21 protein-coding genes are annotated in these 25,183 nt (G+C 57.3%); 15 read left to right on the forward strand and 6 right to left on the reverse strand.

Annotated features, from left to right (window positions below; translation table 11 throughout):
- Positions 1 to 120: 120 nt before the first annotated feature.
- From QKW35_RS05785 to QKW35_RS05800, 4 genes are all read right to left on the reverse strand, one after another.
- The gene (locus QKW35_RS05785; protein WP_282351391.1) at positions 121 to 1,617 is read right to left on the reverse strand and encodes a CoA-acylating methylmalonate-semialdehyde dehydrogenase; all 1,497 of its coding nucleotides are present in this window, start codon (positions 1,615 to 1,617) and stop codon (positions 121 to 123) included.
- Positions 1,618 to 1,697: 80 nt separating this feature from the next.
- Positions 1,698 to 2,855, reverse strand: coding sequence for an iron-containing alcohol dehydrogenase (locus QKW35_RS05790; RefSeq protein WP_282351392.1), 1,158 nt, complete (start codon positions 2,853 to 2,855; stop codon positions 1,698 to 1,700).
- A 112-nt stretch (positions 2,856 to 2,967) separates the two neighbouring features.
- Positions 2,968 to 4,596, reverse strand: coding sequence for a BCCT family transporter (locus QKW35_RS05795; protein ID WP_282351393.1), 1,629 nt, complete (start codon positions 4,594 to 4,596; stop codon positions 2,968 to 2,970).
- Entirely contained in the window at positions 4,596 to 5,051 is a 456-nt protein-coding gene (locus QKW35_RS05800) for a universal stress protein (RefSeq protein WP_282351394.1), read from the reverse strand. The genes QKW35_RS05795 and QKW35_RS05800 overlap by 1 nt, the downstream gene beginning before the upstream one ends.
- A 473-nt stretch (positions 5,052 to 5,524) precedes the next feature.
- On the opposite strand from QKW35_RS05800, the gene QKW35_RS05805 reads away from it, so the two are divergent.
- The 11 genes from QKW35_RS05805 to QKW35_RS05855 all read left to right on the forward strand — a co-directional run bounded on the left by QKW35_RS05805 (position 5,525) and on the right by QKW35_RS05855 (position 18,726).
- Complete coding sequence (locus QKW35_RS05805) at positions 5,525 to 8,038, forward strand: CoA transferase (RefSeq protein ID WP_282351395.1); 2,514 nt, start codon at positions 5,525 to 5,527, stop codon at positions 8,036 to 8,038.
- Positions 8,039 to 8,164: 126 nt separating this feature from the next.
- Complete coding sequence (locus QKW35_RS05810) at positions 8,165 to 8,959, forward strand: outer membrane lipoprotein-sorting protein (protein WP_282351396.1); 795 nt, start codon at positions 8,165 to 8,167, stop codon at positions 8,957 to 8,959.
- 4 nt (positions 8,960 to 8,963) lie between these two features.
- A complete protein-coding gene (locus tag QKW35_RS05815; RefSeq protein ID WP_282351397.1) occupies positions 8,964 to 10,271 on the forward strand; it encodes an ABC transporter permease in 1,308 nt (435 codons plus the stop codon).
- On the forward strand, positions 10,268 to 11,569 hold the full coding sequence (locus tag QKW35_RS05820) for an ABC transporter permease (protein ID WP_282351399.1): 1,302 nt from the start codon (positions 10,268 to 10,270) through the stop codon (positions 11,567 to 11,569). The genes QKW35_RS05815 and QKW35_RS05820 overlap by 4 nt, the downstream gene beginning before the upstream one ends.
- A 33-nt stretch (positions 11,570 to 11,602) precedes the next feature.
- Positions 11,603 to 12,310: an ABC transporter ATP-binding protein gene (locus QKW35_RS05825; RefSeq protein WP_282351400.1), complete on the forward strand. Its 708-nt coding sequence runs from the start codon at positions 11,603 to 11,605 to the stop codon at positions 12,308 to 12,310.
- Positions 12,294 to 13,499 carry a hypothetical protein gene (locus QKW35_RS05830; protein ID WP_282351401.1) on the forward strand — a complete coding sequence of 402 codons (1,206 nt, stop codon included), beginning with the start codon at positions 12,294 to 12,296 and terminating at the stop codon, positions 13,497 to 13,499. The genes QKW35_RS05825 and QKW35_RS05830 overlap by 17 nt, the downstream gene beginning before the upstream one ends.
- A 106-nt stretch (positions 13,500 to 13,605) precedes the next feature.
- Positions 13,606 to 15,378 (forward strand): acetate--CoA ligase, encoded by a 1,773-nt coding sequence (gene acsA / locus QKW35_RS05835; RefSeq protein WP_282351402.1) that lies wholly within the window; start codon positions 13,606 to 13,608, stop codon positions 15,376 to 15,378.
- Positions 15,362 to 16,378 carry a pyruvate dehydrogenase (acetyl-transferring) E1 component subunit alpha gene (gene pdhA / locus QKW35_RS05840; protein ID WP_282351403.1) on the forward strand — a complete coding sequence of 339 codons (1,017 nt, stop codon included), beginning with the start codon at positions 15,362 to 15,364 and terminating at the stop codon, positions 16,376 to 16,378. Before acsA ends, pdhA begins: the two co-directional genes overlap by 17 nt.
- Complete coding sequence (locus QKW35_RS05845) at positions 16,375 to 17,364, forward strand: alpha-ketoacid dehydrogenase subunit beta (RefSeq protein ID WP_282351404.1); 990 nt, start codon at positions 16,375 to 16,377, stop codon at positions 17,362 to 17,364. Before pdhA ends, QKW35_RS05845 begins: the two co-directional genes overlap by 4 nt.
- A complete protein-coding gene (locus tag QKW35_RS05850) occupies positions 17,361 to 18,464 on the forward strand; it encodes a dihydrolipoamide acetyltransferase family protein (protein ID WP_282351405.1) in 1,104 nt (367 codons plus the stop codon). The genes QKW35_RS05845 and QKW35_RS05850 overlap by 4 nt, the downstream gene beginning before the upstream one ends.
- Before the next feature lie 10 nt (positions 18,465 to 18,474).
- Complete coding sequence (locus QKW35_RS05855; protein WP_282351406.1) at positions 18,475 to 18,726, forward strand: acyl carrier protein; 252 nt, start codon at positions 18,475 to 18,477, stop codon at positions 18,724 to 18,726.
- 41 nt (positions 18,727 to 18,767) lie between these two features.
- Here QKW35_RS05855 and QKW35_RS05860 read toward each other — a convergent pair whose 3' ends face one another.
- A complete protein-coding gene (locus tag QKW35_RS05860; protein WP_282351407.1) occupies positions 18,768 to 20,123 on the reverse strand; it encodes a DegQ family serine endoprotease in 1,356 nt (451 codons plus the stop codon).
- A 337-nt stretch (positions 20,124 to 20,460) separates the two neighbouring features.
- On the opposite strand from QKW35_RS05860, the gene QKW35_RS05865 reads away from it, so the two are divergent.
- Together QKW35_RS05865 and groL are read left to right on the forward strand one after the other, a co-directional pair.
- Positions 20,461 to 20,754, forward strand: coding sequence for a co-chaperone GroES (locus tag QKW35_RS05865; protein WP_282351408.1), 294 nt, complete (start codon positions 20,461 to 20,463; stop codon positions 20,752 to 20,754).
- A 26-nt stretch (positions 20,755 to 20,780) separates the two neighbouring features.
- Positions 20,781 to 22,373, forward strand: coding sequence for a chaperonin GroEL (gene groL, locus QKW35_RS05870; RefSeq protein ID WP_425607990.1), 1,593 nt, complete (start codon positions 20,781 to 20,783; stop codon positions 22,371 to 22,373).
- 38 nt (positions 22,374 to 22,411) lie between these two features.
- Here the strand turns inward: groL and QKW35_RS05875 are convergent, their stop codons facing one another.
- Positions 22,412 to 24,043, reverse strand: coding sequence for a cation:proton antiporter (locus tag QKW35_RS05875; RefSeq protein WP_282351409.1), 1,632 nt, complete (start codon positions 24,041 to 24,043; stop codon positions 22,412 to 22,414).
- A gap of 351 nt (positions 24,044 to 24,394) precedes the next feature.
- On the opposite strand from QKW35_RS05875, the gene zapB reads away from it, so the two are divergent.
- Complete coding sequence (zapB, locus tag QKW35_RS05880; RefSeq protein WP_282351410.1) at positions 24,395 to 24,580, forward strand: cell division protein ZapB; 186 nt, start codon at positions 24,395 to 24,397, stop codon at positions 24,578 to 24,580.
- Positions 24,581 to 24,999: 419 nt separating this feature from the next.
- Positions 25,000 to 25,182 carry a hypothetical protein gene (locus tag QKW35_RS05885; RefSeq protein WP_282351411.1) on the forward strand — a complete coding sequence of 61 codons (183 nt, stop codon included), beginning with the start codon at positions 25,000 to 25,002 and terminating at the stop codon, positions 25,180 to 25,182.
- The last annotated feature ends 1 nt before the right edge of the window (position 25,183 follow it).

Below are 25,183 nucleotides of genomic sequence, written 5' to 3' on the forward strand. Positions count from 1 at the left end.
ACAGCGCAGTCGCAAGAAAAAAGTGTAAGAAATTCTTCAACTTACTCTTGCCCCCTATAAGGCTTGTCACGGCAGGAACACCACGCCCGCAAATGGGACGTGGTGCCGACGAACATTCGCCTATTTCATGGTTGGCATCGAGAAGTTCACACCTTCACGCACACCGGCAGACGGCCAGCGCTGGGTGATCGTTTTGCGCTTAGTGTAGAAACGCACGCCATCCGGTCCGTAGGCATGGAGGTCACCAAACAGGGAACGTTTCCAACCACCAAAGCTGTGATATGCCACAGGCACCGGCAACGGTACGTTGATACCCACCATGCCCACCTGGATGTGGTCGGAGAAGTAACGCGCAGCCTCACCGTCACGGGTAAAGATGCAGGTACCGTTACCGTATTCGTGGTCATCGATCAGCTGCATCGCCTCTTCCATGCTGTTCACACGCACCACCTGCAGCACCGGACCAAAGATCTCTTCCTGATAGCTCTGCATCTGCGGTGTAACACCGTCGATCAACGTAGCGCCTACAAAGAAACCTTCCTCGTAGCCACTCACCTCCGGGCATCGGCCATCCACCACCACGGAGGCCCCATCCTGTTCGGCACTGTCGATGTACCCCACCACCTTCTGCTGGTGTTGGGCGGTAATTACCGGACCGAAGTCATTGCTGCTGTCGGTGTAAGCCCCCACTTTCAGGGACTGCATCGCGTCGCGCATTTTGCCTACCAGCGCATCCGCCGCGGCATCACCTACAGCCACCGCTACGGACAGCGCCATGCAGCGCTCACCAGAGGACCCAAATGCTGCCCCCAGCAGCTGGTTCACCGCGTTATCCATATCCGCATCCGGCATCACGATGGCGTGGTTTTTCGCACCACCCAGTGCCTGACAGCGTTTACCGTTGGCATTGGCTGTGCTGTAGATGTACTCCGCAATCGGGGTGGAACCCACAAAGCTCACTGCCTTGATACGCTCGTCGGTCAGCAGCACATCCACCGCTTCCTTGTCACCGTTCACTACGTTGAGCACACCGTCCGGCAAACCCGCTTCCTGCAGCAACTGGGCGATAAACAGCGTGGAGCTTGGATCGCGCTCGGATGGCTTGAGTACGAAGGTGTTACCGCAAGCGATGGCCAGCGGAAACATCCACATCGGCACCATGGTTGGGAAGTTAAACGGGGTAATGCCAGCCACTACACCCAGTGGCTGGAGTTCACTCCAGGAGTCGATACCCGGCCCTACATTCTTGGTGTAATCACCTTTCAGTAATTCCGGGATACCACAGGCAAACTCAACATTCTCGATACCACGCTGCAACTCACCCGCCGCGTCGTGGCTGATTTTGCCGTGCTCTTCACCGATCATGGCGCAGATCTTGTCGGCATTCTGTTCCAGCAACTCCTTGTAACGGAACATGATGCGCGCACGCTTGATCGGCGGTGTATTGCGCCACGCTGGATACGCCGCCTGTGCGGCAGCGATCGCTTCCTCAACCGTTGCTTTTGACGCCAGCGCAACCTGCTTGGAGACGCTGCCAGTGGCCGGGTTGTATACGTCCTGCACGCGGTCTGTTTCAGAGACCATAGTGCCGTTAATCAGATGACCTACGATGTTCATTCTTTTTCTTTCCTCAATTCATAACGGATAAGCAGTTGCCTGCAGAATTCGATTCAAAAACCGCACAAACGCCTGAGCGCTCACCACAGTGTTTTGTAGATTTCGACTATTTCCTGTGCGCTCGGGATACGGGGGTTGTTGTTGGGCGAACCGGATGCCAGCGCCTGCTCCGCCATGGTTGGCATCAGCTCCATAAAAGTGGCACGGTCGATGCCGAATTGTTCCGGTGTTGGTACCTGCAGCTCATCGTTCAGCGCCCGTAACTCATCCAGCAACTTGGCATTTGCAAGCTCGTCACTGTCGGCCTCGCTGGCAACACCGATGGCACGGGCACAGGTGGCGTAGCGCTCTGGTGCACCGGGGATCGAGAATTCGGTTACACTCGGCAGCAACATGGCGTTGGATAAACCATGTGGCACGTGGAATGCTGCGCCGATCGGACGACTCATACCGTGTACCAGAGCCACAGAGGCGTTGGAGAACGCCACACCGGCCAGGGTGGAGCCTAGCATCATCGCTTCGCGGGCCGCAGCGTCGGATCCGTCGTGATACACCTTGCGCAGATTCGGACCGATCAACTTCATCGCCGCCAGCGCCTGGCTGTCACTGTAGTGGTTCGCCTTCTGGCTCACATACGCCTCCATGGCGTGAGTCAGCGCATCTATGCCGGTATCGGCGGAGATACGGGCAGGCAACGACAGCGTCAGCGTGTAGTCCACCAACGCCGCCACTGGCATAAAACCAACACCTACACAGAGCATTTTTTCATCGGTGGTTTCGTCAGTGATGATTGTGAAACGGGTCACTTCAGAACCGGTGCCTGCAGTGGTTGGCACAGCGATAATCGGCAGGCCCTCTTCGTTGACGATGCGTGGGAATTTGTAGTCTCGCATCTCACCGCCGAACTTGCCGAGAATCCCCATGGCTTTGGCACTGTCGATCGGGCTACCGCCCCCCAGCGCGATAATGCTGTCGTAGTTACCGTCCTGGATGGCGGCAACACCGGCCTGAATCGAGTCCACGGTTGGCTCGGGCACGGTGTCATCAAACACGTCGGCATTCACACCGTGATTGCCCAATACCTCCTGGATACGGCCGGCATAACCCAGCTGGACCATCATCTTGTCAGTGATGATCAACGGGCGGTCACAGCCCAGGCTCATCAGTACTTCATGTACGTGTTCACTGGCACCCGCACCAACCTGCATGATGCGGGGAAGAATTACTTGAGAGGACATATCAACTCCACGAGTAAGTTCAGATGACGGCTTCACGCTCAGTTCACACGCAGTTAAGCCGTCGGGTTGATTTGAGAGGAAACACACCTGTGCTCCCTGCTTTGCGGGAAAATCAGTTGGAACTGGTCGCTACGCTGACCTGAGGCTCAAGCGCATCATCGTCAGACTGACCGACCGGTGCATATTTCTTCATCGGCTTGCCCGGTAACGGCTCAGCCCGCAGCGATTTATACAAACCGTAGGTGGCCAGCAGGGCAATGACGGAGAATGGCAACGCAGCCACAATCGATGCGGTCTGCAGCGCCTTCAAGCCACCGGCAAACAACAGCACCGCGGCCACCGCACCAATCGCCATGCCCCAAAACACGCGGTAACGTGCCGGTGGGTGTTCATCGCCCATGGACACCAAGGTGCAGATCACCAGCGTTGCGGAGTCAGCCGAGGTCACGAAGTAGGTCACCAGCATAAAGGTGCAGATACCCGCCATCGCGGTCGCCAGCAGCTCACTGGAGACCATCAGCTCGATGGTTTTGAACAGAGCCATGGTGATATCGCTGTTCACCGCATCCACCACACCGCCTCCGCTGTACAATTCCAGGAAGATCGCACTGTTGCCGAACACGGTGATCCAGAAGGTGGACAGGACGGTTGGAGCAATCAGCACGCCCAGTACAAACTCGCGGATCGTACGGCCCTTGGAGATACGGGCAATGAACATCGCCACAAACGGCGCCCAGGCGATCCACCAGCCCCAGTAGAAGATGGTCCACCAGCCCTGCCATGGGCTTTCCGGATCAGGATTCACCCACAGGCCCAGCTCCACCACGTGGAACAGGTAGTCACCGGTGTTGGTGAAGAAGGAGCCCAGCACATACGCGGTCGGACCAAACAGCACAAACAGAACCAGGATCAAACCTGTCAGCTGCATATTCAGCTCACTGAGGATACGAATGCCTTTGTTCACCCCGGTCAGCACCGATACGGTGGCAACAATCGAGATCAATACGATCAGGATCACCTGATTGGTGGACGACACTTCGATGCCAAACAGGTGGCTCAAACCCGCATTCATCTGCTGTGCGCCGAGCCCCAGGGAGGTGGCGATACCAAACACGGTGCCAAATACCGCCAGCAGGTCCGCCACGTGACCGATCGGCCCGTAGATACGCTCACCGAAGATCGGATAGAGGCTGGAGCGGATACTCAGCGGCAGCCCTTTGCGGTAAGAGAAATAGGCCAGCACCAGACCGATCACGGCAAACAGTGCCCAGCCGTGCAAACCCCAGTGGAAGATGGAGATACGCATCGCCGCCTGTGCCGCTTCTGCGGTCAGCTTCTGCTCTTCACCGATAAACGGATTGCTTTGGAAGTGGTAGATCGGCTCCGCGATACTCCAGAACAGGATGCCGATACCGATCCCGGCACCGAATAACATGGAGAACCAGGAGAAGTTACTGAACTCCGGTCGCGCGTCGTCCGGTCCCAGGCGGATGTTGCCGTAGCGACTGAACGCCAACCAAACGGCAAAAAACAGGAAGGCACTGACAATGCCCACGTAGTACCAGGCCAGATCAGAGGCGATATAGGCCTTGGCAGCCCCATAGACGGAGCTTGCGTATTCCGGATCAACCAGCGTGAACAACACAAATGCCAGCACCAGCAAACCGGAACCCACCGCCATGATCGGATGTACCCCGGCAAACAGGCCACTCTCCGGCATTGAGATCTTCATCGTTTTCATTATGCAGCCCTCCGGTCTTGTTCACGCACGACCATTACCGAGCACGGAGCATGGCGCATCACATTGGCGGCATTTGCACCAATCAGGTAATCCGTGATTTCCGGACGGTGGGATGCCATCACAATCAGATCCGCATCAGCATTCGCGGCCAAACGCAACACCTCCTTATAGATGCGTCCCTGACCCACCGCCGTCAGCGTCTCGATATCCGACGGCACTTCCTGCTGTACCAGGCGCTTCAGGCGTTCAGCCGTCGCAGAAATGATCTGATCATCGATATCTTTAGGCAGGTGAATGGCAACCGCCGGAATATCGGCTTGGGCAGCCACGGTAATAACATGCAACGCTGCTTCATTATTACGCGCAAATTCGACAGCCATGGGCAGAGCGTTATACCAGGAGCTTGGATGTTCCAAATCTACCGGAATGACGACATTCTTGTATTTATTATTCATAACTCGTCTCTTGGTTTTATTTAATCAATTCAGCCAAACAAATGACTAAACTCCGAAAATACCAACGAGAAGTCATTGTTATGAAATTCAAGAAAACTTAGAAGCAATAAAAAAAATCCCTAAGACCCAATTTTTTTTATACCTAGGTACATAAACGGACCGCAGAACGCCAAACCATGCCGCACACAGGTACAAAACCACTCTCAAGCACATGAGTCATAAGATTTTTAGGTCTCAGACATCGTTTTGATTAATGCTGTACACCCATAAAAAAAAACGCCCCTCAGACTCATTTTTTATTGCTGGTCGAAAAACACAAAAAACCTACCATTGAGCCACTGCAAAAACCTTTTAATCGAAATAAAAGCCAAACGCAGAAAAAACAAACCTCACACTCTTAATTAATCCGATACACATGTTTTCTTGAAAACCAAAAACATGAAAACAGCTTTATTTTTCGAGGATAAATAGCGATGAAAAATAATAAATATTTACCTTTGGCAGGGCTGCGTGTTGTAGATTTTGGCCAACAGATCGCTGGTCCGGCTGTAGCCATGACACTGGCAGATATGGGGGCCACGGTTGTACACATCGATCCGCCAACCGGCCCACTCTGGAATCACCCGGCAAACGCTATCCTCAACCGGAATAAAAGCTGCCTTTCAATCGACCTGAAAACCGACTCCGGCCTGCAGCAGGCGCTGGCCCTGATCGCCAAGGCCGATGTGGTGATAGAGAGTTTCCGCCCGGGTGTGATGAAACGTCTGGGGATCGATTTCGAACAACTCCGCCAGGAACGCCCGGAGCTGGTTACCCTGTCGGTACCGGGCTTTGCCAGCAATGACGAACTGCGTCGCGACTGGAAAGCCACCGAGGCGATCGTCGCTGCCACCTCTGGTGCCTTCACCGATATGGGCTTTAACCGAGTATTGATGGGCATCGAACCAAGTTTCTCCCCACTGCCGCTGGGCTCTTCCTACGCCACCTCTCTGGCAGCCAGCTCCGTTGTACTGGCGCTGCTGGAGCGCGAAAAAACCGGTCGTGGTGACAACATAGAGGTACCGATCACCGCCGCACTGATGGAAGGCCTGTCTTACAACTCCTACGTGATCGACGGCTTGCCTGAGCGTTACAAAACCATGCGAGAGCATGAGATCGAGTACCGTCGTAATAACGACATTCCGATGGATCTGTCCTACGACGATCTGCAGGAGTACCTGGATCCGTTCTACCGCACCTACGAGTGCGCCGATGGCCGTAAGTTCTACTGCGTCTGCCCGTCTCACCGCAACCATGCAAAGCGCGCACTCAAGCTACTCGGAATCTACGACGAACTGGTGGCCGAGGGCCTGCCGGATGTAAAAGATCTGCACCAACCGATCGCCGAGTGGGATGGCGAAACCTCCATCGGTGTGTACCCGCTGCCGAAGAAGTGGGCGGACATCATCTCCGCCAAGATGAAGAAAGCATTCCTGACCAAAACCTCTGAGGAGTGGGGTGTTTTGTTTGGTGAAGGCCAGATCCCGGGCGCCCCGCACCGCACCACCGAGGAGTGGGTTAACAGTGAACACACCAATGCTTCAGGTCTGATCATCGAGGTTGATGATCCGGAATACGGTCTGATGAAGCAGCCGGGACCAATCTGCTGGCTGGAGGGTATGGCCGAGCCGATGCTTACCCCACGACCTCGCAAGCAGGTCAGCTACGAAGAAGCCCTGGCGCTGCTGACCGAAGTCGCCGAGAGTGAAACCGTCACCCGCCCGGTAGGCAATGCGATTCAACCGGCATCCGGCAAAGGCTGGCTCGACGGTGTGCGTGTACTCGACCTGACCAACGTAATCGCCGGTCCACACTCCGGTGCGTTCCTCAGCCGCTTTGGCGCCGAGGTGATCAAACTGGATCCGGTGACCCCGTTGTACGATCCGCTGATCGGTACACTATTCACCTTCCAGACCGACATGGGCAAGAAGAAAGCCCTGGTGGATATCACCACTGACGAAGGTCGTGAAGCGTTCAACCGCTTGGTGAAATCAGTGGACTTGGTGCTGATCAACGCCCCGGACCGTCAGATGAAACCGCTGGGTCTGGATGACGAAAGCCTGCAGGCAATCAACCCGGGTGTACTGTTCTGCCGTCTGGACTGTCTGGGCGGGCCACGTGTGGGACCCAAAACCAACTACATCGGTTACGACGACATCATCCAGGCCAACAGTGGCATCATGAGCCGCTTTGGTGGCCCGGATACCCCGGAAGAGCATGCGCATCTGGGTACGCTGGACGTAAACTGTGGTTTCTCCGCCGGTCTAGGTATGGCAATTGCCATCTATCACAAGCTGAAAACCGGCCTGCCAAGCCGTGCCCGTACCTCCCTGTCGGCGGTTACCAACCTGGCGCAGATCCCGTTCGCCTTTGATTACGAAGGTCGTGCACCGTTTGATGAGCCTTCCGGCCGCGAAGCGCTGGGTAACCATGTGCTGTCCCACTTCTACGCCACGGAAGATGGCTGGGTGTTTATGGATTCCAATGCGTCAGAGCTGGATAAACTGGCGTCCGTGGAAAGCCTGGCAGGCATCACGCAGGCGGAAGACAAAGCAGCCTTCCTAACCGCTGCATTCAAGGGGGCACCAAACGCCTACTGGATCGAGGTGCTACACGAAGCAGATATCGCCGCAGCGGAACCGCTGGCAATCGAAACCCTGCGCGAGCAGTACAGCCGTATCGCCGATGGTACCGTGGGTATCGACCGTGGCAGCTACGCCTTCTCCATCTACCCGGATCACCCGAGTGGTCACTGCATTACACAGATCGACCACTACTCTATCCGTCCGCTGGAAGCGCAGATCAAAGCGGTCTCTCCGACTGAAGCCTTTGGTCACTCCACCCGCGAGATTCTGGCCAGCGTGGGTTACAGCGATAACGAGATCGAGTCGATGATCGAACGCAAGATCGCCGGTACCGGCTGGGGCAAGGAGTTCCTGCCAAGCTAATTGGCCGGGCGCAGGTAGCCTGGACTGCCCGCGCCCTATCTTCCAGGTCCGTTAGCCAACGGGCCTCCATCCCCGCCCAACTGATATCCCGGTGCTAGACTTATAGCCTGAACCGGAGGGATATCTATGGATTTCACCCCGCAGTCCGCAATAGTCATCAATCGCCATAGGCCACGCCGTCTCCGTAACTGGCTGGCGCTGTTGCTGACTCTGATCTCTACCTCGGCTTCAGCCACCGATATCAACGCCCTGATAGACCACATCGACACGCTCTGGCGCGGTGAAACCTCCCGTGCCGTGATGGAGATGCAGGTTAAAACCCAGCGCTATCAACGCACCATGACCATGGAAGCCTGGAGCTACGGCAAGGAGCATTCACTGGTCCTGATCCGCAACCCGGTGAAGGACCGGGGGATCGCCACCCTCAAGGTGGAAGCCAACATCTGGAACTACCTGCCCAAGATCAACCGGGTCACCAAGATCCCCTCCAGTATGATGTCCGGCTCCTGGATGGGCAGCCACTTCACCAACGACGACCTGATCCGCGAGAGCACGTTCGCCGATGACTACGATTCGCACATCAGCTTCGAGGGTCAACGCGACGGCTTAATGATCTACGAGATCACCTCCATCCCCCGAGAGAACGCACCGGTGGTCTGGGGCAAAGTGGTGATGCGGGTAGAGCAGTCCAGCCTCACCCCCATGGAAGCGCTGTATTTCGATGAAGAAGGGCTGCTCGTGCGCACCCTGACCTTCGACCAGTTTATGACCCTGGATGAGCGGGTCATCCCGATGCGCCTCACCCTGCAGCCCGAAGACAAACCCAACGAATCCACCGTGATCACCTACAACAGCATCACGTTTGGTGTGCCGCTGGAACCGGCATTCTTCTCCCTGCAGAATCTGCAGCGCCTCAGGTAACGCCATGGTGCAGCAAGCCCATCATACCCACCTACCCATGCTGTTCTTTATGGCCTGGCGCAATCTGTGGCGTAATCCGATCCGCAGCCTACTGACGATCTCAGCCCTGGCCGGTGGTCTGGTGATGATCATTCTCTATGCCGGTTTTCTGGAGGGGATGAACCGGCAGATGCAACGCCACGCCACCGAAAACTCCACCGGCCACCTTCAACTGCAACGCCAGGCCTTTATCGACGATCGGGACCTGTACGCCACCCTACCCTGGCCCTATCTGAATGCGCTGGAACACCGCTTTCCTACTCTCCACTTCGCCCCACGCCTCTATGCGGCGGGACTCGCCAGCTCAGACGCCAGCGCCACCGGGGTGATGATCCAGGCGGTTGATCCACAACGGGAGGCACGGGTCACCCGTATTCTCGACCATATCCGACAGGGCACATTAAACCTGGCGCCTGCCACGCCCACCAGCGCCGGTCTAACCCGCTTTAACGTTATCGTTGGTCACCAGTTGGCCCGAAACATGAACCTGACCATCGGCAGCGAATTGATTCTGGTAACCCAAGCCGCCGACGGCAGTATCGGTAATGCCCTGTTTCGGGTGGCGGCCATCCTCAAACCGCTGGAACCCAACTTTGACCGCAGCGGCGTCCTGATGTCGATCGAGGCCTTTCAGTCACTCATGTACCTCGACAACGGCTTTCACGAGCTGGCGATCCGGCTGGACAATCCCGATCAGCTGGCGCAGATACAGACCACGCTGCGCAGCCACCTACTGCAGATCGGCACGATCCAGCCGCTGGACGCACTGGGCGGCAAACCGGTAATCCGCAATTGGCGAGAGCTGAATCCTGCGGTCGCCGATATGCTGGAGCTGAGCCGTTCCATGATGCTGTTTGTGGGCCTGATTGTGGTCAGCCTCGCCTCCATGGGGATGCTCAACACCATGTTGATGGCCGTGCATGAACGCACCCACGAATTTGGCATCCTGCTGGCGATTGGTATGCAACGCCGTATCCTACTGCTGATGGTGTTGCTGGAGTCTTTCTTTCTGGCGCTGGTGTCCGCCCTGCTCGGTTCCCTGCTGGGCAGCCTGCTCACCGGATATTTGGAAGATCGGGGTATCGATCTGAGCAACTACATGCCCGACGGCTACGACTGGGCGGGCATGGTGTTCGAGCCGGTGATGGAGGTATATCTGTTACCCCATCATATCCTGCAGGCCTGCCTGCTGATGCTTGTGATCACCCTGCTGACGGCATTGATACCCGCCTGGCGCATGGTACGTCTGAAACCGGCCGAGGTGATGCGATGAATCGGACGGCCGCAGCTCAGCCCCTTCCACATCGGGGACGTATCGCCCTTTCACTGTTGCTGCAACTGGCGTGGCGCAACCTCTGGCGTCATCGCCGCCGTACCCTGATTACCCTCTGCTCCATCGCCGTGGGTTTTGGCCTGGCAGTGATCTCTATCGGTCTGGGCGACGGCAGTCATAACTCAATGATCCGCAACGCCATCCGTATGGGTGAGGGCCACCTGACGGTGCAACCTTCCGATTACCTGGCCGCCCCCGCCAACCACAAATTCCTTGGCGACGGTAACGCGCTTACACAGCAGCTCGCCGAACTGAAGATTACGGGCAACGTCGATCCACGGATCGCCCTGCAGGTATTGGCCAGCACCGCCCACAACGCGGTGGGCGCCAGCCTGCAGGGGATGGACATGCGAACAGACCAACGTCTCCCGATCCTGCAACCCAGGTTGGCACAAGGCGCATGGCTCAAGCCCGAGGATGAGCGTGGTATCCTGATTGGCGCCGGCATGGCCAGCAAACTCAAGGCTCGGGTGGGCAGCAAAATAGTGCTGATGGCGGGGAAACAGGGTGGCGATTCCCAGGCCCAATTGGGGCGGGTACGGGGCATCTTCAATTCCGGTATGGCCGAACTGGATGACTTTCTCGTACTGAGCAACCTCGGCTTCGCCCGCCACTTCCTGACCGGCGAAGGGGCCGATCCAACTCGGGCGCCGCTCACCCGCTTTGCGATTTTTCTGGACGATCCCGACCAACTGCCCCGCTGGAAAACCACCTTATCCACAGCTGTCACCGGCGAAGGCACCGCCGTGCTGGATTGGCAGGAGATGATGCCGCAGCTGGTGCAGTTCATTGTTGTGGACGATGCGGGTAATTACATCTTTCTGACGCTGATCCTGATCATGGTGGGATTTGGCATCATCAACACCGTGCTGATGAGTGTACTGGAGCGCACCCGCGAGTTTGGCTTGCTGCGGGCGCTAGGGCTCAGCCGCGTTCACCTGTTGCTGCTGGTGTTTTGCGAATCCCTGTTGCTGAGCATCCTGGCGGTGGCAGCGGGTTGGCTGATCGGTGGCCTGGCCCATCTCTGGTTTGCCCACAATGGCATCGATCTCAGTGCCGTCATGAGCGAGGGCACCCAGATCATGGGCACCTTTATCGATCCGGTGGTGTACACCGAGCTCTCCTGGGCTCGCATCGGGCAACTCACCGTCATCATTTTTCTCACCACTCTGGCCAGCGGCATCTATCCTGCTATCAAGGCCGCACGGGTCACGCCGGTGGAGGCGCTGCGTACATGATGGCTTTCAAAATGTTCAGGAAGGGATATTGAGATGGCATTGTTGGCACTGGATGGGATCGGCAAGTGTTATCGCCAGGGCGAGATTGAGGTGCAGGCGCTACAGGATATCAACCTGCAGGTTGAAGCGGGTGAATTTGCGGCTCTGGTCGGCCCCTCCGGTTCGGGCAAAACCACTCTGCTGAATATCATTGGCGGCCTGGACAGCCCCACTGCGGGTTGTGCCCGGCTTAACGACACCGATATCACCCAGCTGAATGATCGCGCCCTGGCTAACTTCCGTCTGTTCCAGCTGGGTTTTATCTTCCAGGCTTACAATTTGGTGCCTGTACTCAGCGCACTGGAAAACGTGGAACTGATCATGGTGCTGCAAGGCCGCTCCGCCGACGAGCGCCGGGAGCGGGCGCGGCATTACCTGTCTCTGGTCGGGCTGGAAGATATAATGCACCGCCGTCCTTCCGCCCTGAGTGGTGGCCAGCAACAGCGAGTGGCCGTGGCACGGGCGCTCGCCGCCGGTCCCCGTCTGGTGCTGGCCGACGAACCCACCGCTAACCTGGATTCGGAGAACGCCACCGCCCTGCTGGATATCATGCACCGCCTAAGCCACGAGGAGCAGACCACCTTTATCTTCTCCACCCACGATCCGCGGGTAATGGAACGGGCCGAACGGATCATCACCCTGCGTGACGGCCGCATCGTCAGTGACCAGGAACGAGAGCTGCCCCATGAAGCGGAGCTGTAATTTTGCCGTGCTTGCCCTGCTGCTCTGCCCGCTTAACCTGCTGGCGGCAGAGCTGACCGGCCGCGTTTCCCTGCTGGGGCTGATCAGCGACACGCCCGATGACTTGCAAGTAAACCGCGACAGCCTCAGCGCCAACCAACAGAGCCTGCGCCTGATGCTGCAGGACGTTACCCCCAACAACGAGTGGTCGATCCACCTGCGCAGTAACCGCCTGCAAACCAAAGGCTTTGCGCTTGAAAACAACAGCCCCAGCGACCTGTTTCGCTACCGGGAACTGGCAGGCGACGCCTTCGCCCATGACGGTGACCACCACCAGGCACGGGTACGCTTTGAGATCGACCGCCTGCACTACCAGCACCGTTTCGCCAACGGTAGCCTCAGCATCGGCCGCCAGCCGGTAGACTGGGGCAGCGGCCGTTTCTGGCAACCGCTCAATGTATTTGGTGCATTTGCCCCCGCTGATCTGGACACCGACTTCAAAGCCGGTATCGACAGCCTGATCTATGACTGGTATCCCACCACCTTCTCCTCGCTCAGCGCTGTCTATGCCGTGGCACCGCGGGGTGAAATCCGCTTCGGCAACAGCGCCGCCCTCTACTACCGCCTACCGGCAGGAGAGCGCTCGGAGCTGGCCTTGCTGGCGGGTGAGGTTGTGGATAACCGGGTCGTTGGTGCGTCGTTTGAAAGTGAATGGTCGGGTATCGGCTGGCGTGTGGAAGCTATTCATTACGACCAACCCGATAGGCGCACAGACGGCCTGTTCTGGATCGCCGGGCTGGACTACCAGTTCGACAACGGCACCCTGCTGAATCTGGAGTGGCACCAAAACGCGCTGGGCAGCCCTGACGAAACGGGCTTAGAAGCGATCGCCGATTCATTCCTGGTACAGTCTGGCCTGCAACAGCAACTCGGTCGGCAAGCTCTCGGTCTGGGGCTGAGCGACGACCTGACGCCGCTGCTGCGCGGCAGTTATACCCTGCTGCTCAGTCCGCTCAGGGATGCAGACAACCAGCGTCATCTCTCCAGCCTGCACCAGTTTACGCTGCTCTACTCCCTGAGTGACGAATCGGACCTGCTGCTGTCGGCGCTGCTCACCGCTGGCCGCGGCCTGGATTCATCGGGACACCCCCACTCCGAGTTCGGCCATATTCCCAACAGCCTGACCCTGCGCTGGCGGCTTTATTTCTGAGCGGCTCACAAAGCTGACCTCGTATATATACCCCTATTATTTGCAGGTATAAGCCAGTGAACTATGCTCGAAAGTGACGTTTTGGTTTTTAGAGCAGGTTCCTGTTATGCACCTCGCAACCAACCTAAAAGACGATCGGCACGCTGGGGTCACGCCCAACCTGACCCGTTACGCCGACACCTACAAAAATTTTCGCTGGCAAGACGTCGGCATCTGTATCGATGGCCTTCCCGATGGCGTCGTCAATATCACCTATGAGGCGGTTGATCGCCATCTTGTACACGAACGGGGACAGAAAACCGCAATCCGCTGGTTACCCAAAACCGGTGCACCGCAGGAACTAAGCTACGCCGACCTTGCCGAACAGACCAGCCGCTTTGCATCGGTCCTGCAGATGCTGGGCGTGCGCAAAGGGGACCGGGTGTTTGGCCTGGCCGGCCGTGTCCCCGGCCTGTATATCGCCCTGCTGGGGACTCTGAAAAACGGTTCGGTATTCTCTCCTCTGTTCTCCGCGTTTGGCCCCGAACCGATCCGCTCGCGCATGACCATCGGTGACGCCCGTGTGCTGGTCACTACCGAGCGCCTCTACCGCAAAAAAATAATGCCCTGGCGAGACCAGATGCCGGAGCTGAAGCACGTCCTGCTGATGGACACCTCAGACAAGCTGCCCGAAGGCTGCCGTGACCTGGAAAAACTGCTCGCCAGTGGTGATCCCCAGTGCCCGGTCGAGCCCACCCAACCGGAAGATATGGCGCTGCTGCACTTTACCAGCGGCACCACCGGTACCCCGAAAGGTGCGGTCCATGCCCACCAGGCCGTGGTCTACCACATCCTCTCCGCCCGCTACGCATTGGATCTGCATCAGGAAGACATCTACTGGTGTACAGCCGATCCGGGTTGGGTCACCGGCACCTCCTACGGCGTGATCGCCCCCCTCTGTTGTGGCGTGACCATGGTGATCGATGAAGCGGAATTTGATGCCGATCGTTGGTACCAGATCCTGCAGCAGGAACAGGTCAGCGTCTGGTATACCGCTCCCACCGCCATCCGCATGCTGATGAAAGCCGGGGACGAACTGCCCGCCCAATATGACCTGTCCCACCTGCGTTTCATGGCCAGCGTGGGTGAACCCCTCAACCCGGAAGCGATCCACTGGGGGGAACGGGTACTTGGCCTGCCCTTCCACGACAACTGGTGGCAGACCGAAACCGGCGGCATCATGCTGGCCAACTTCGCCTCGGAACCGATCAAGCCGGGTTCCATGGGGCTGCCATTGCCTGGTATCGAAGTGGCCATCGTGCACCGGATGCCTGACGGTAATCTGGTCTTTTCCAACGAAGAGAAGGATATCGGCGAATTGGCCCTGAAGTGCGGCTGGCCGTCCATGTTCCGCGCCTACCTTAACGCCGAGGAACGCTACCTCTCCTGCTTCAAGGACGGCTGGTACCTGAGCGGCGACCTCGCCTACCGTGACGCAACCGGTTACTACTGGTTCGTAGGTCGCGCCGACGACGTCATCAAGTCCGCCGGACATCTCGTTGGCCCTTTCGAGGTGGAGAGTGCGTTACTCGAACACCCGGCGGTAGCCGAAGCCGCCGTGATCGGTATTCCCGATCCGGTTGTCGGTGAGATGGTGAAAGCCTATGTCGCGCTCAAAGAGGGCTACATCGGCGACGATACGCTACGCAAAGAGTTGCTGGGCCATGCCCGAAAACACTTGGGGGCCTCGATTGCTCCCAAAGAGATCGACTTTCGCGACAACCTGCCCAAAACCCGCAGTGGCAAGATCATGCGCCGTTTGCTGAAAGCGCGGGAGTTGGGTTTGCCCGAAGGGGACACTTCAACCCTGGAGAGTGATGAACATGGCGCCCGCAAATGACAAACCCCACCTTAAACCACACGTAAGACGCAGCCACCTGCTGCAGCTGCTGCACGGCATGATCCGCATCCGGCGTTTTGAGGAGAAATGCGCCGAGCTTTACACCCTGGAGAAAATCCGGGGTTTCCTCCACCTCTACATCGGCGAGGAGGCGATCGCCGTCGGCTGCAACGAAGCGCTGGCAAAGGATGACGCCCTGATCTGCACATACCGCGAACACGGCCATGCCCTGGCCCGTGGCGTATCCATGACCGCGGTGATGGCCGAGATGTATGGCAAACTCAACGGCTGCAGTCGGGGGCGCGGAGGTTCCATGCACCTGTTCGACGCGGAGACCCGCTTCTACGGTGGTAACGCCATCGTCGCGGGAGGCCTGCCACTGGCAGTGGGACTGGCGCTGGCCGACAAGCTACAAAACCGCAAGCGGGTCACTGCCTGCTTTTTTGGTGAAGGCGCCGTGGCTGAGGGGGAGTTTCACGAAAGCCTCAATCTGGCTGCGCTCTGGCAGTTACCGGTGCTGTTTGTCTGCGAAAACAACCTCTACGCCATGGGCACGGCCCTGAAGATTTCCGAATCCGAGCAGGATATCCACCAGAAGGCTGCCGGATACAACATTAAGTCTGAGGCGGTCGACGGCATGAACGTGGTAGAGGTGGTACAGGCCGCCCAACGCGCCTGTGACAGTATCCGGGCCGACGGTTTGCCGCGCTTCCTGGAGTGCCGTACCTACCGTTTCCGCGCCCACTCCATGTTCGACAGCCAGCTCTATCGTGACAAGGCAGAGGTAGAAAGCTGGCAGCAAAAAGGCCCCATCGTGCAGTTGGTACAGTGGCTGCGCGACTACCACCAGCTGAGCGACGACGAGCTGCGCAGCCTCGAACGTCAGGTGGAGCTGGAACTCAGCGAAGCGGTGGCGGCCGCGGAACGGGGCGAGTTCGAACCCGTGGATAACCTGACCGCAGACGTGTACACCCCCAGCGCATCGGGAGGTGCGGCATGACTGACGGCACCACCATGAGTTACCGCGAGGCGATCCGGCAGGCCCTGCGCGAAGCGATGAACGAGGATCCCCGGGTCTTCCTGATGGGGGAAGACGTTGGTCACTACGGCGGCTGTTACGGCGTGTCCAAGGGGCTGCTCAGTGAATTTGGCGACGAACGTATCCGCGATACGCCCCTGTCAGAATCCGGCTTTGTGGGCGCAGGTGTGGGTGCAGCCCTGGGTGGTATGCGTCCGATCGTCGAGGTGATGACCGTTAACTTCAGCCTGCTCGCCCTCGACCAGATCGTGAACAACGCCGCCACCATTCGCCACATGTCCGGCGGACAGTTCAACGTCCCGCTGGTCATCCGCATGGCCAGCGGTGCCGGTCGTCAGTTGGCGGCACAGCACTCCCACAGTCTGGAGTGCTGGTACGCCCATGTACCCGGCCTCAAGGTCCTGGCACCCGCCACTGTCGCCGATGCCCGCTTTATGCTGAAAATGGCGCTGGACGATCCCGATCCGGTGGTGATTTTCGAGCACGTGATGCTCTATAACAACGAGGAGCCGATCCCCACCCCGGATCGATGTCCACCGATGGAGCAGGCGTTTGTTCGCCGCGAAGGCAGCGACCTTACTCTGATCACCTACGGCGGTTCACTCCCTAAGGTATTGGCCGCGGCTGAAGAACTCTCCCATGCAGGTATCAGTGCCGAGGTACTGGACCTACGCAGCCTTCGCCCTTTAGACACCGATGCTATTGTGCGCAGCGTCAGCAAAACCCACCGCGCCCTGACCGTCGATGAAGGCTGGCGCACCGGCTCACTGGCCGGCGAGATCAGCGCCATCATCATGGAACAGGCGTTCTGGGAACTGGATGCCCCCGTGGGCCGGGTCTGCAGCCAAGAGGTCCCGATCCCCTACCCGAAACACCTGGAAGATGCCGCACTGCCCCAGCGTGGCGAGATCGTACAAAGCGCCAAACAGATCATGGGGGCCGTATGAGCGAACTGACCATGCCCTCCTTTGGCGCGGATATGGAGAGCGGCGTTGTCAGCGAGTGGCGCATCAAACCCGGTGATCGGATTCAGAAAGGCGACATCATTGCGGTGATCGAGACCAATAAGGGCGCCATCGATATGGAGGCCTTCCAAACCGGGACCGTCCATAAACTGCTGGTCGAACCCGGTAGCCAGGTCTTGGTGGGCACGCCAATTGCCATCCTTAGCGAGAATAAAGCAGAAGCGCCCGTGACTGATTCCGTAGTCAGTACGCGCCCCAAAGCGTCACCACTGGCCCGGAAACGGGCACAGGTAAGGGGTATCGACCTGAGGGGGCTCAGTGGCAGCGGCCCCGATGGCGCGATTTTGGCCGCCGACCTGCCGACACCGATCCCACAGCCACCTGAAGTAGATGCCACGGAACCGGGTGACGAAAAAGAGATGATGCGCCGGGCCATCGCCACTGCCATGGCCCGCTCCAAGCGGGAGATTCCCCACTACTACCTCTCTACCACCATCGACCTGCAAACCGCGCTGGAGTGGATGACCCAGTACAACCACAACAAACCCGCTGACGAACAACTGCTGATGACAGCCCTGCTTCACAAGGCGGTGGCACTGGCGCTGGTCGACAGCCCTGAGTTGAACGGTTTTTACCAGAACGGCCAGTTTCACCCCGCCGACGAAATTCACCTGGGGATGGCGATCTCGATCCGCAACTGGGGCCTGATCACCCCTGCTTTGCATCGGGTCGATAAAGCACCGCTTGCAGAGCTGATGCAACGCATGCGGGATCTCACATTACGCGCGCGCCGTGGCGGCTTGCGCAGTTCCGAGATGACCGATGCCACCATCACCGTCAGCAGCATGGGCGAACGGGGTGTGGAAACCCTGTTTGGCGTGATCTATCCACCCCAAGTGGCATTGATCGGAATCGGTTGTCCTCAAACCCTGCCTTGGGTGGTAAACGGTGAGGTCTGCCCCCGATTGGGGGTCAACGTTTCACTGGCGGCAGATCACCGGGTCAGTGATGGCCACCAGGGCGGTAAATGCCTGCGCCGGATAAACACGCTGCTACAGCACCCGGAACGCTTACTGGACTAGAGGAGATACGATGGAGATCGCACAGATTGAGGCGATTGTCTTTGAAGAGCTGAAGAACATCGCCCCTGAAATGGAGCCCATTGAACTGGATCGGGATGAAGACCTGCGCGAGGAGATGGATATCGATTCGATGGATTTTATGATCCTGATGGTGGCATTGGGTAAACGCCTGGGCATCACGATTCCCGACCAGGATCACCACCTGCTTACCAGTCTGAATAACGTGCTGGGCTACCTACAGGAAAAAGTCGCTCAAAACTAAACAGGGAGAGCACGCCCATGCTCCCCCTGTCCTTCCGTTGACTAACGTAACAACACAAAGAAGCTGCCCCGACCGCGGTTTACACGCAGCAACACTTCACTGGCCTCACGGCCCAGAGCTTTCTCCATATCGTCCAGATCACGCACACGCTGGCGATTCACGCTCACAATCAGGTCGCCCGGTCGTAACCCGGCAAACGCTGCGGCGGAGTTTCGATCCAGGGACGTAACCACCACCCCTTCACGGTCCGCCTGATTCTCGAATCTTACACCGGCCAGCAGCTCGTGCCCTACTTCACCGGTTGCGGCAATGCGGCGCGGATCGCCCACTTTAACACCCAGCGTGATGCGCTCACCGTCCCGGAACAGCGCGACCTTCACCTCCTCACCAATCCTCTTCACACCTACCAGGCTGCGCAGCTGGCTGCTGTTTTTGGTCGGCACGCCGTCTATGGACAAAATGATGTCCCCCGCCTCGATCCCTGCCTCTTCAGCCGGCGAGTCTTCTGCGACACCGGTCACCAATACACCAAATTCACCACGCTTGAGGCCAAAGGCATCACGCAGATCGGAGGTGATATCCTGGATACCCACACCCAGCTGGCCACGACGGACCTCGCCATCCGCGAGGATCTGCTCCATGCTGGCTTTGGCCATGTTGGTTGGAATCGCAAAACCGATGCCGATATTACCGCCGCCGCGGGAGATGATGGCCGTGTTGATGCCGATCAGCTCACCCCGCAGGTTTACCAGTGCGCCACCAGAGTTACCCGGGTTGATGGAGGCATCGGTCTGGATAAAGTTCTCGTAGCCCTCGATGCCCAGACCACTGCGCCCCAGCGCACTGACAATCCCGGTAGTCACGGTTTGACCCAGACCAAACGGGTTGCCGATCGCCACCACAAAATCACCCACTTTCAGGTTCTCCGAGTTGCTCATCTTCACCTCGGACAGGTTTTTAGCATCGATCTTCAATACGGCGATATCCAGCTCTGGATCTACACCCTGCAGCTCGGCTTTGAAGGAACGGCCATCGATCAGTGACACCTGAATCTCATCGGCGTCCTTGATCACATGGAAGTTGGTCAGCACCACCCCATCTCCGGCATCAACGATGACACCGGAGCCTGCGCTCTGTTCGCGACGCTCGGTCTGCTGGCGGTATTGCTCGTCAGGGATATTGAAGAAACGACGGAAGAAGGGGTCATTCAACAACGGGTTATAGAGCTGACGGTTCGAGTAGGTGGATATGTTCACCACGGCAGAATTCACCGACTCCAACATCGGTGCCAACGAAGGGAGCGGTTGGCCCTGGCTATCATGGGTGGGTAAGCCCGCAAACACGCAGCTGCTGAAAAGGATCAGCAGACTGGCACTTACTCGCTTCATCAAGTTCATCGTGTCATCTCCTGTCACTGGAAATTGATAGTCAGTCCCACAAAGCCTGCCGCTAAGGTGCACCATTAATCCGCGCAGCATTGCTGAAAGGACGACCGGTTCAGAGTACGCAATATTGAGTGGGTACTCTACGCAAAAGTTTCAAGTGGCGGAAAAAAATATTGTGCAGTCCTAAAACCCGTCCACGCCCCTGCTCTCCTTGCACGGATGACACCATGAAAATTTTTTTATTGGTAGTGCTTGAAATCGTTTTTGACCGACCCTAATTATTTTTTCACCGGGCGATACTGCCCGAAATAACGATGTGAATGTGTTTTATTGTATGGAGTGAAATGAAATGAATCTTCGCCCTCTACATGATCGCGTACTCATTGAGCGCCTGTCTGAGGAAAGCAAAAGCGAAGGAGGCATTATCCTCACCGGAAATGCCGCCAAGAAATCCAATCGAGGAGTAGTGAAGGCCGTAGGCGCCGGTAAGTTACTCGAAAATGGCCAGCATCGCCCACCCGCAGTCCAGGTAGGCGACACCGTTTTGTTCAAAGAGGGCTTCAGTGCCCACACCGAAAAGCAGGACGAAAAGGAGTACCTGATCGTCCAGGAAAGCGACATTTTGGCAGTTATCGACGCGTAAATTTGTATTCAGGAGGTTAACGATATATGAGTGCGAAAGACGTTAAATTCAGCCATGATGCCCGCGAGCAGATGCTGGCTGGTGTAAATATTCTTGCGGATGCGGTGAAGGTCACCCTGGGGCCTAAGGGCCGCAACGTGGTACTGAACAAATCCTTTGGCGCGCCAACGATCACCAAAGACGGGGTATCGGTCGCCAAAGAGATTGAGCTGGACGATAAATTCCAGAACATGGGCGCGCAGATGGTGAAGGAGGTTGCGTCCAAAGCGAACGACGCCGCCGGTGACGGCACCACGACGGCAACGGTGATTGCCCAGGCGATCGTCAACGAAGGCCTCAAGGTGGTAACGGCGGGCCTCAACCCGATGGACCTGAAACGTGGTATCGACCTGGCGGTGAACGCAGCCGTTGCGGAACTGCAGGAGATCGCCAAGGACTGCTCCACCTCGGAAGAGATCGCCCAGGTGGGCACCATCTCCGCCAACGCAGACCAAGAGATTGGCCGCCTGATCGCAGAGGCGATGGAGAAAGTCGGCCGCGACGGAGTTATTACCGTCGAGGAAGGCCAGTCGATGCAGAACGAGCTGGAAGTGGTTGAAGGTATGCAGTTCGACCGCGGCTACCTCTCACCGTACTTCATCAACAACCCGGATAAAGGCCAGGTCGAGCTGGAAGACCCTTACATCCTGCTGGCCGATCGCAAGATCAGCAACATCCGCGACCTGCTGCCAATTCTGGAAGAGGTGGCAAAAGCAGCGAAACCTCTGCTGATCATCGCCGAAGATATCGAGGGCGAAGCGCTGGCGACCCTGGTGGTGAACAACATGCGCGGTATCGTCAAAGTGGCAGCCGTTAAAGCACCGGGCTTCGGCGACCGCCGCAAAGCGATGCTGGAAGATATCGCGATCCTGACCAACGCCACTGTGATCGCCGAAGAGGTGGGCCTGAACCTGGAAGGTACTACCCTGGAACAGTTGGGCCAGGCCAAGCGTGTCCTGATCACCAAGGACAACACCACCATCGTGGATGGCGCGGGCGGCGATGATGCGATCAAGTCCCGTTGCGACCGCATCCGCCAGGAGATCGACTCTACCAGCTCCGACTACGACCGTGAAAAGCTTCAGGAGCGGCTGGCAAAACTCAGCGGCGGCGTGGCCGTACTGAATATTGGTGCGGCCACCGAAGTTGAGATGAAAGAGAAGAAGGACCGTGTCGACGACGCGCTCCATGCCACCCGCGCAGCGGTGGATGAAGGTATCGTCGCCGGGGGTGGTGTGGCTCTGGTACGCGCGGCATCTCGCCTGAATGATCTGAGCGGTGCCAACGACGACCAGAACCACGGTATCCGCATTGCACTCACCGCGATGGAAGCCCCGTTGCGCCAGATCGCGCAGAATGCCGGCGCTGAACCGTCGGTGATTCTGGATAAAGTGCGCAGCGGCACCGGCAACTACGGTTATAACGCGGCGTCCGATGCATTCGTGGATATGCTCGACGCAGGCATCATCGACCCTGCCAAGGTCACCCGCAGCGCACTGCAATACGCGGCGTCCGTGGCCGGCCTGATGCTCACCACCGAGTGTATGGTGACCGACCAAACCGTCTCAGAAAACGAGTAAATACAAACCTACCAACGGCGGTCAGATGACCGCCGTTTTCATATATGCCCCTCTTTTTCCTGCAGCGCTTCTACCAGCGCCAATGCCTTCTGCTCCTGAGTATCGATCGATTGCGTCGAACCCACCTGATCCAACTCTGCAATCAGCTTATCGTTGGATGAGCAGACAAACACCGGCACTTCCGGTGCAACGTGATGAAGGGCGTGTGCCACCTGACGGATACGCTCTTCGTTACTCATGGCAATGATCACGGCACGGGCCTGATCGATATGGATACCGCGCAGAAACTGGCTGCGGCTGGCGTTACCAAAGATTACGGGCAGGTACTCATCGGTGGCAGCGCGGAACATATGGCCTTCGTGCTCCACCCCAACGTAGTCGATCTCTTCACGCACCAGGTGCTGCGCCACCCGCTTGCCCAGTGATCCAAATCCACAGATCACCACCTGATTGGCTTTGACGTGATCGTGCCCGCCTGTCGGCTGCTCAGAGGCCATCTCCTCGTCCTCATCCCCCTCCCGTACAAGCAGATCGGTGATGCTGTCGAGGGAACGAAACAGGAATGGCGTCAGCATCATGGTAAACACAATCGCCATGACAAGGACCTGACCAAACTCCTGATCCATAAACAGGTCGTTGGCCTGGGCGGTCTCAAAGATAACAAAGGAGAACTCACCACACTGAGAGAGAAGCAAGGCGGTTTTCAGCGCGGTGCGGGTCCCATGAAAAACACGGATCAAGGCAAACAGAATGACACTCTTCACCACCAGCAAGCCAACCATCACCGCCAGGATAAGGAGCAGATTTTCCAGCACAAACGGTGGGCTGACCTGCATCCCCACGGTGATAAAAAACACCCCCAGCAGCAAATCCCGGAATGGGATCAGGTCTGCCTCGACCTGATGCTTGTAGTGTGTTTCAGCAATCACCATACCGGCAATAAACGCCCCCAGTGAATATGAGAAACCCAGGGTATGCGCCAGCTGCGCGGCACCAATCACAAACAGCAGCAACGCTCCGACAAAGATCTCGTTTGAGCGGGAGCCGATTACCTGCTCCATCAGGTGCGGCGTGGCAAATCGGGCACCAAAAAACAGCAGGGCAAACACGATAGCGCCGCCGATCACCACATCCAGGAGCAGTTGCGATACACTCTGCTGACTGCTGGCAAAGATCGACACCATCAACAGCACAGGGATCACCGCAATATCCTGAAACAGCAGCACACCCACCGCGTTACGGCCATACAAGTTACCCACCTTACGGTTTTTAGTGAGCAGGTTAAGCACAATGGCTGTAGATGACAGCGCGAGGGCCAGACTGATGATCAGATTCACCGCCGGTTCCAGGGCCAGGAGGTAATGCCCTGCGGCATAAAACACTGTCGCGGTAATCCCCATCTGCAGGGTGCCGTAGAGAAACACCTCTTTTTTCATCAGCCGCAGCTTATGCGGCGAGAACTCCAACCCGATGGTAAACATCAGAAAGACGATACCAAATTCCGCCACCGTATCCAGGCTGGCACTGTGTTCCAACTCGAAGGCAAATCCCACCGCCATACCGGTGAGGATGTAACCGATCACAGACTCTACCTGCAGCTTCTTCAGCAACACGTTCAGTACCAGTGAAAGCCCGGCACAGATCAGGATCAGGGTGATGAGGTTTTCCATACGTATGTTATTCAATCCACTGTTTTTTCTACCTTGATCATAACCATCAAAAGGGTCAAAGGTAAGTGGCTCTTTGGAGTTGTTGCTGACGGTCGGTCAGCGCGGCAATCGCGGCAACGTCCACAACGGTTTGTGGTCATTTTTCCGGGAACTTATTGCTGCTCGGTGACTCCCACCTGCGGGCCGGATCAAGCAGATTTTCGCTGCTGGGGGCAGGTTGTGACCACTCCCTGCACAGCATTCCGGTCAGTAATTAAACAGCAGGCAAATTACGACTGTTCAGACACTCTGGGCAGGCCTATAATCGCCCGCTTTTACGATGTATCTCTAAGTTTTGGACGGATAAGTACTATGGAAAAAGAACTGCTGGAACAGCTGGGTTCTAAAATTGATTCTCTGCTGGATGAGCTGGAGTTACTGCGCATGGAAGTAAGTGAACTGCGCACCGAACGTGACAATCTGCTGGTAGAAAAGAACGAATCCAGCGAGCGTGTACAAGCGCTGCTAAGCCGCTTTGACAGCCTGAACATCGCATAAGTCTTTTGATGCCGGTTCTTCCCGTCATACCGGCATCAGACAATGTGATCGAAGAAGCCCCGGGGTGGTGTGTTTGACTCCTGTTTCCTGCTCCGGGCTTTCCCCTCTTCTGAATCCCTTACCGTTTTATGTATTATGCCTCTCCCTTAAACAGGGTATCCACACGATTAATCTCCTCTTCCAGGATCTAGATAAACGCCGAGTGTTCTAGTCGCCACACCTTACTTTGCAGGGCAGGCTTTAGCCTACCGGCAGTTTGAAGGCATCCCTACAAAACGCAGAACTAATTGCCCAACACCAAATGCCAACTCATCCCGCACTAAAGCACACTGCTCATCTGTGTATAACCGCTCTAGGCTGAAGGTAATTTTTTATTTTGGTCACTGAACTTCGCCATAAACCTCTGTCCAAAGGCAGCTATGAACGTACGACCGATACATCCATCCCCAACACTGCTGGCCCTGCCTACCGCGTCAATGCTCGCTACGCTGCTGGAGCGTGGTCTATGGGCGGTGAAGCAGGATCTGCATGCGAGCGCCGATGCGATTGATCCACGGTCCCTACCGCCCACCGCGGGCTTAACGCTCTTCATCACTCTTTGAA

Origin of the sequence: Pontibacterium granulatum, assembly GCF_029961155.1 — a bacterium.
GTDB classification, from domain to species: domain Bacteria; phylum Pseudomonadota; class Gammaproteobacteria; order Pseudomonadales; family Balneatricaceae; genus Pontibacterium; species Pontibacterium granulatum.

What these genes read in the sequence shown, in the direction of transcription:
- QKW35_RS05785 (WP_282351391.1), bottom strand. Translation starts at nt 1,617, where the DNA reads ATGAACATCGTAGGTCATCTGATTAACGGCACTATGGTCTCTGAAACA.
- QKW35_RS05790 (WP_282351392.1), bottom strand. Translation starts at nt 2,855, where the DNA reads ATGTCCTCTCAAGTAATTCTTCCCCGCATCATGCAGGTTGGTGCGGGT.
- QKW35_RS05795 (WP_282351393.1), bottom strand. Translation starts at nt 4,596, where the DNA reads ATGAAAACGATGAAGATCTCAATGCCGGAGAGTGGCCTGTTTGCCGGG.
- QKW35_RS05800 (WP_282351394.1), bottom strand. Translation starts at nt 5,051, where the DNA reads ATGAATAATAAATACAAGAATGTCGTCATTCCGGTAGATTTGGAACAT.
- QKW35_RS05805 (WP_282351395.1), top strand. Translation starts at nt 5,525, where the DNA reads ATGAAAAATAATAAATATTTACCTTTGGCAGGGCTGCGTGTTGTAGAT.
- QKW35_RS05810 (WP_282351396.1), top strand. Translation starts at nt 8,165, where the DNA reads ATGGATTTCACCCCGCAGTCCGCAATAGTCATCAATCGCCATAGGCCA.
- QKW35_RS05815 (WP_282351397.1), top strand. Translation starts at nt 8,964, where the DNA reads ATGGTGCAGCAAGCCCATCATACCCACCTACCCATGCTGTTCTTTATG.
- QKW35_RS05820 (WP_282351399.1), top strand. Translation starts at nt 10,268, where the DNA reads ATGAATCGGACGGCCGCAGCTCAGCCCCTTCCACATCGGGGACGTATC.
- QKW35_RS05825 (WP_282351400.1), top strand. Translation starts at nt 11,603, where the DNA reads ATGGCATTGTTGGCACTGGATGGGATCGGCAAGTGTTATCGCCAGGGC.
- QKW35_RS05830 (WP_282351401.1), top strand. Translation starts at nt 12,294, where the DNA reads ATGAAGCGGAGCTGTAATTTTGCCGTGCTTGCCCTGCTGCTCTGCCCG.
- acsA (WP_282351402.1), top strand. Translation starts at nt 13,606, where the DNA reads ATGCACCTCGCAACCAACCTAAAAGACGATCGGCACGCTGGGGTCACG.
- pdhA (WP_282351403.1), top strand. Translation starts at nt 15,362, where the DNA reads ATGGCGCCCGCAAATGACAAACCCCACCTTAAACCACACGTAAGACGC.
- QKW35_RS05845 (WP_282351404.1), top strand. Translation starts at nt 16,375, where the DNA reads ATGACTGACGGCACCACCATGAGTTACCGCGAGGCGATCCGGCAGGCC.
- QKW35_RS05850 (WP_282351405.1), top strand. Translation starts at nt 17,361, where the DNA reads ATGAGCGAACTGACCATGCCCTCCTTTGGCGCGGATATGGAGAGCGGC.
- QKW35_RS05855 (WP_282351406.1), top strand. Translation starts at nt 18,475, where the DNA reads ATGGAGATCGCACAGATTGAGGCGATTGTCTTTGAAGAGCTGAAGAAC.
- QKW35_RS05860 (WP_282351407.1), bottom strand. Translation starts at nt 20,123, where the DNA reads ATGAACTTGATGAAGCGAGTAAGTGCCAGTCTGCTGATCCTTTTCAGC.
- QKW35_RS05865 (WP_282351408.1), top strand. Translation starts at nt 20,461, where the DNA reads ATGAATCTTCGCCCTCTACATGATCGCGTACTCATTGAGCGCCTGTCT.
- groL (WP_425607990.1), top strand. Translation starts at nt 20,781, where the DNA reads ATGAGTGCGAAAGACGTTAAATTCAGCCATGATGCCCGCGAGCAGATG.
- QKW35_RS05875 (WP_282351409.1), bottom strand. Translation starts at nt 24,043, where the DNA reads ATGGAAAACCTCATCACCCTGATCCTGATCTGTGCCGGGCTTTCACTG.
- zapB (WP_282351410.1), top strand. Translation starts at nt 24,395, where the DNA reads ATGGAAAAAGAACTGCTGGAACAGCTGGGTTCTAAAATTGATTCTCTG.
- QKW35_RS05885 (WP_282351411.1), top strand. Translation starts at nt 25,000, where the DNA reads ATGAACGTACGACCGATACATCCATCCCCAACACTGCTGGCCCTGCCT.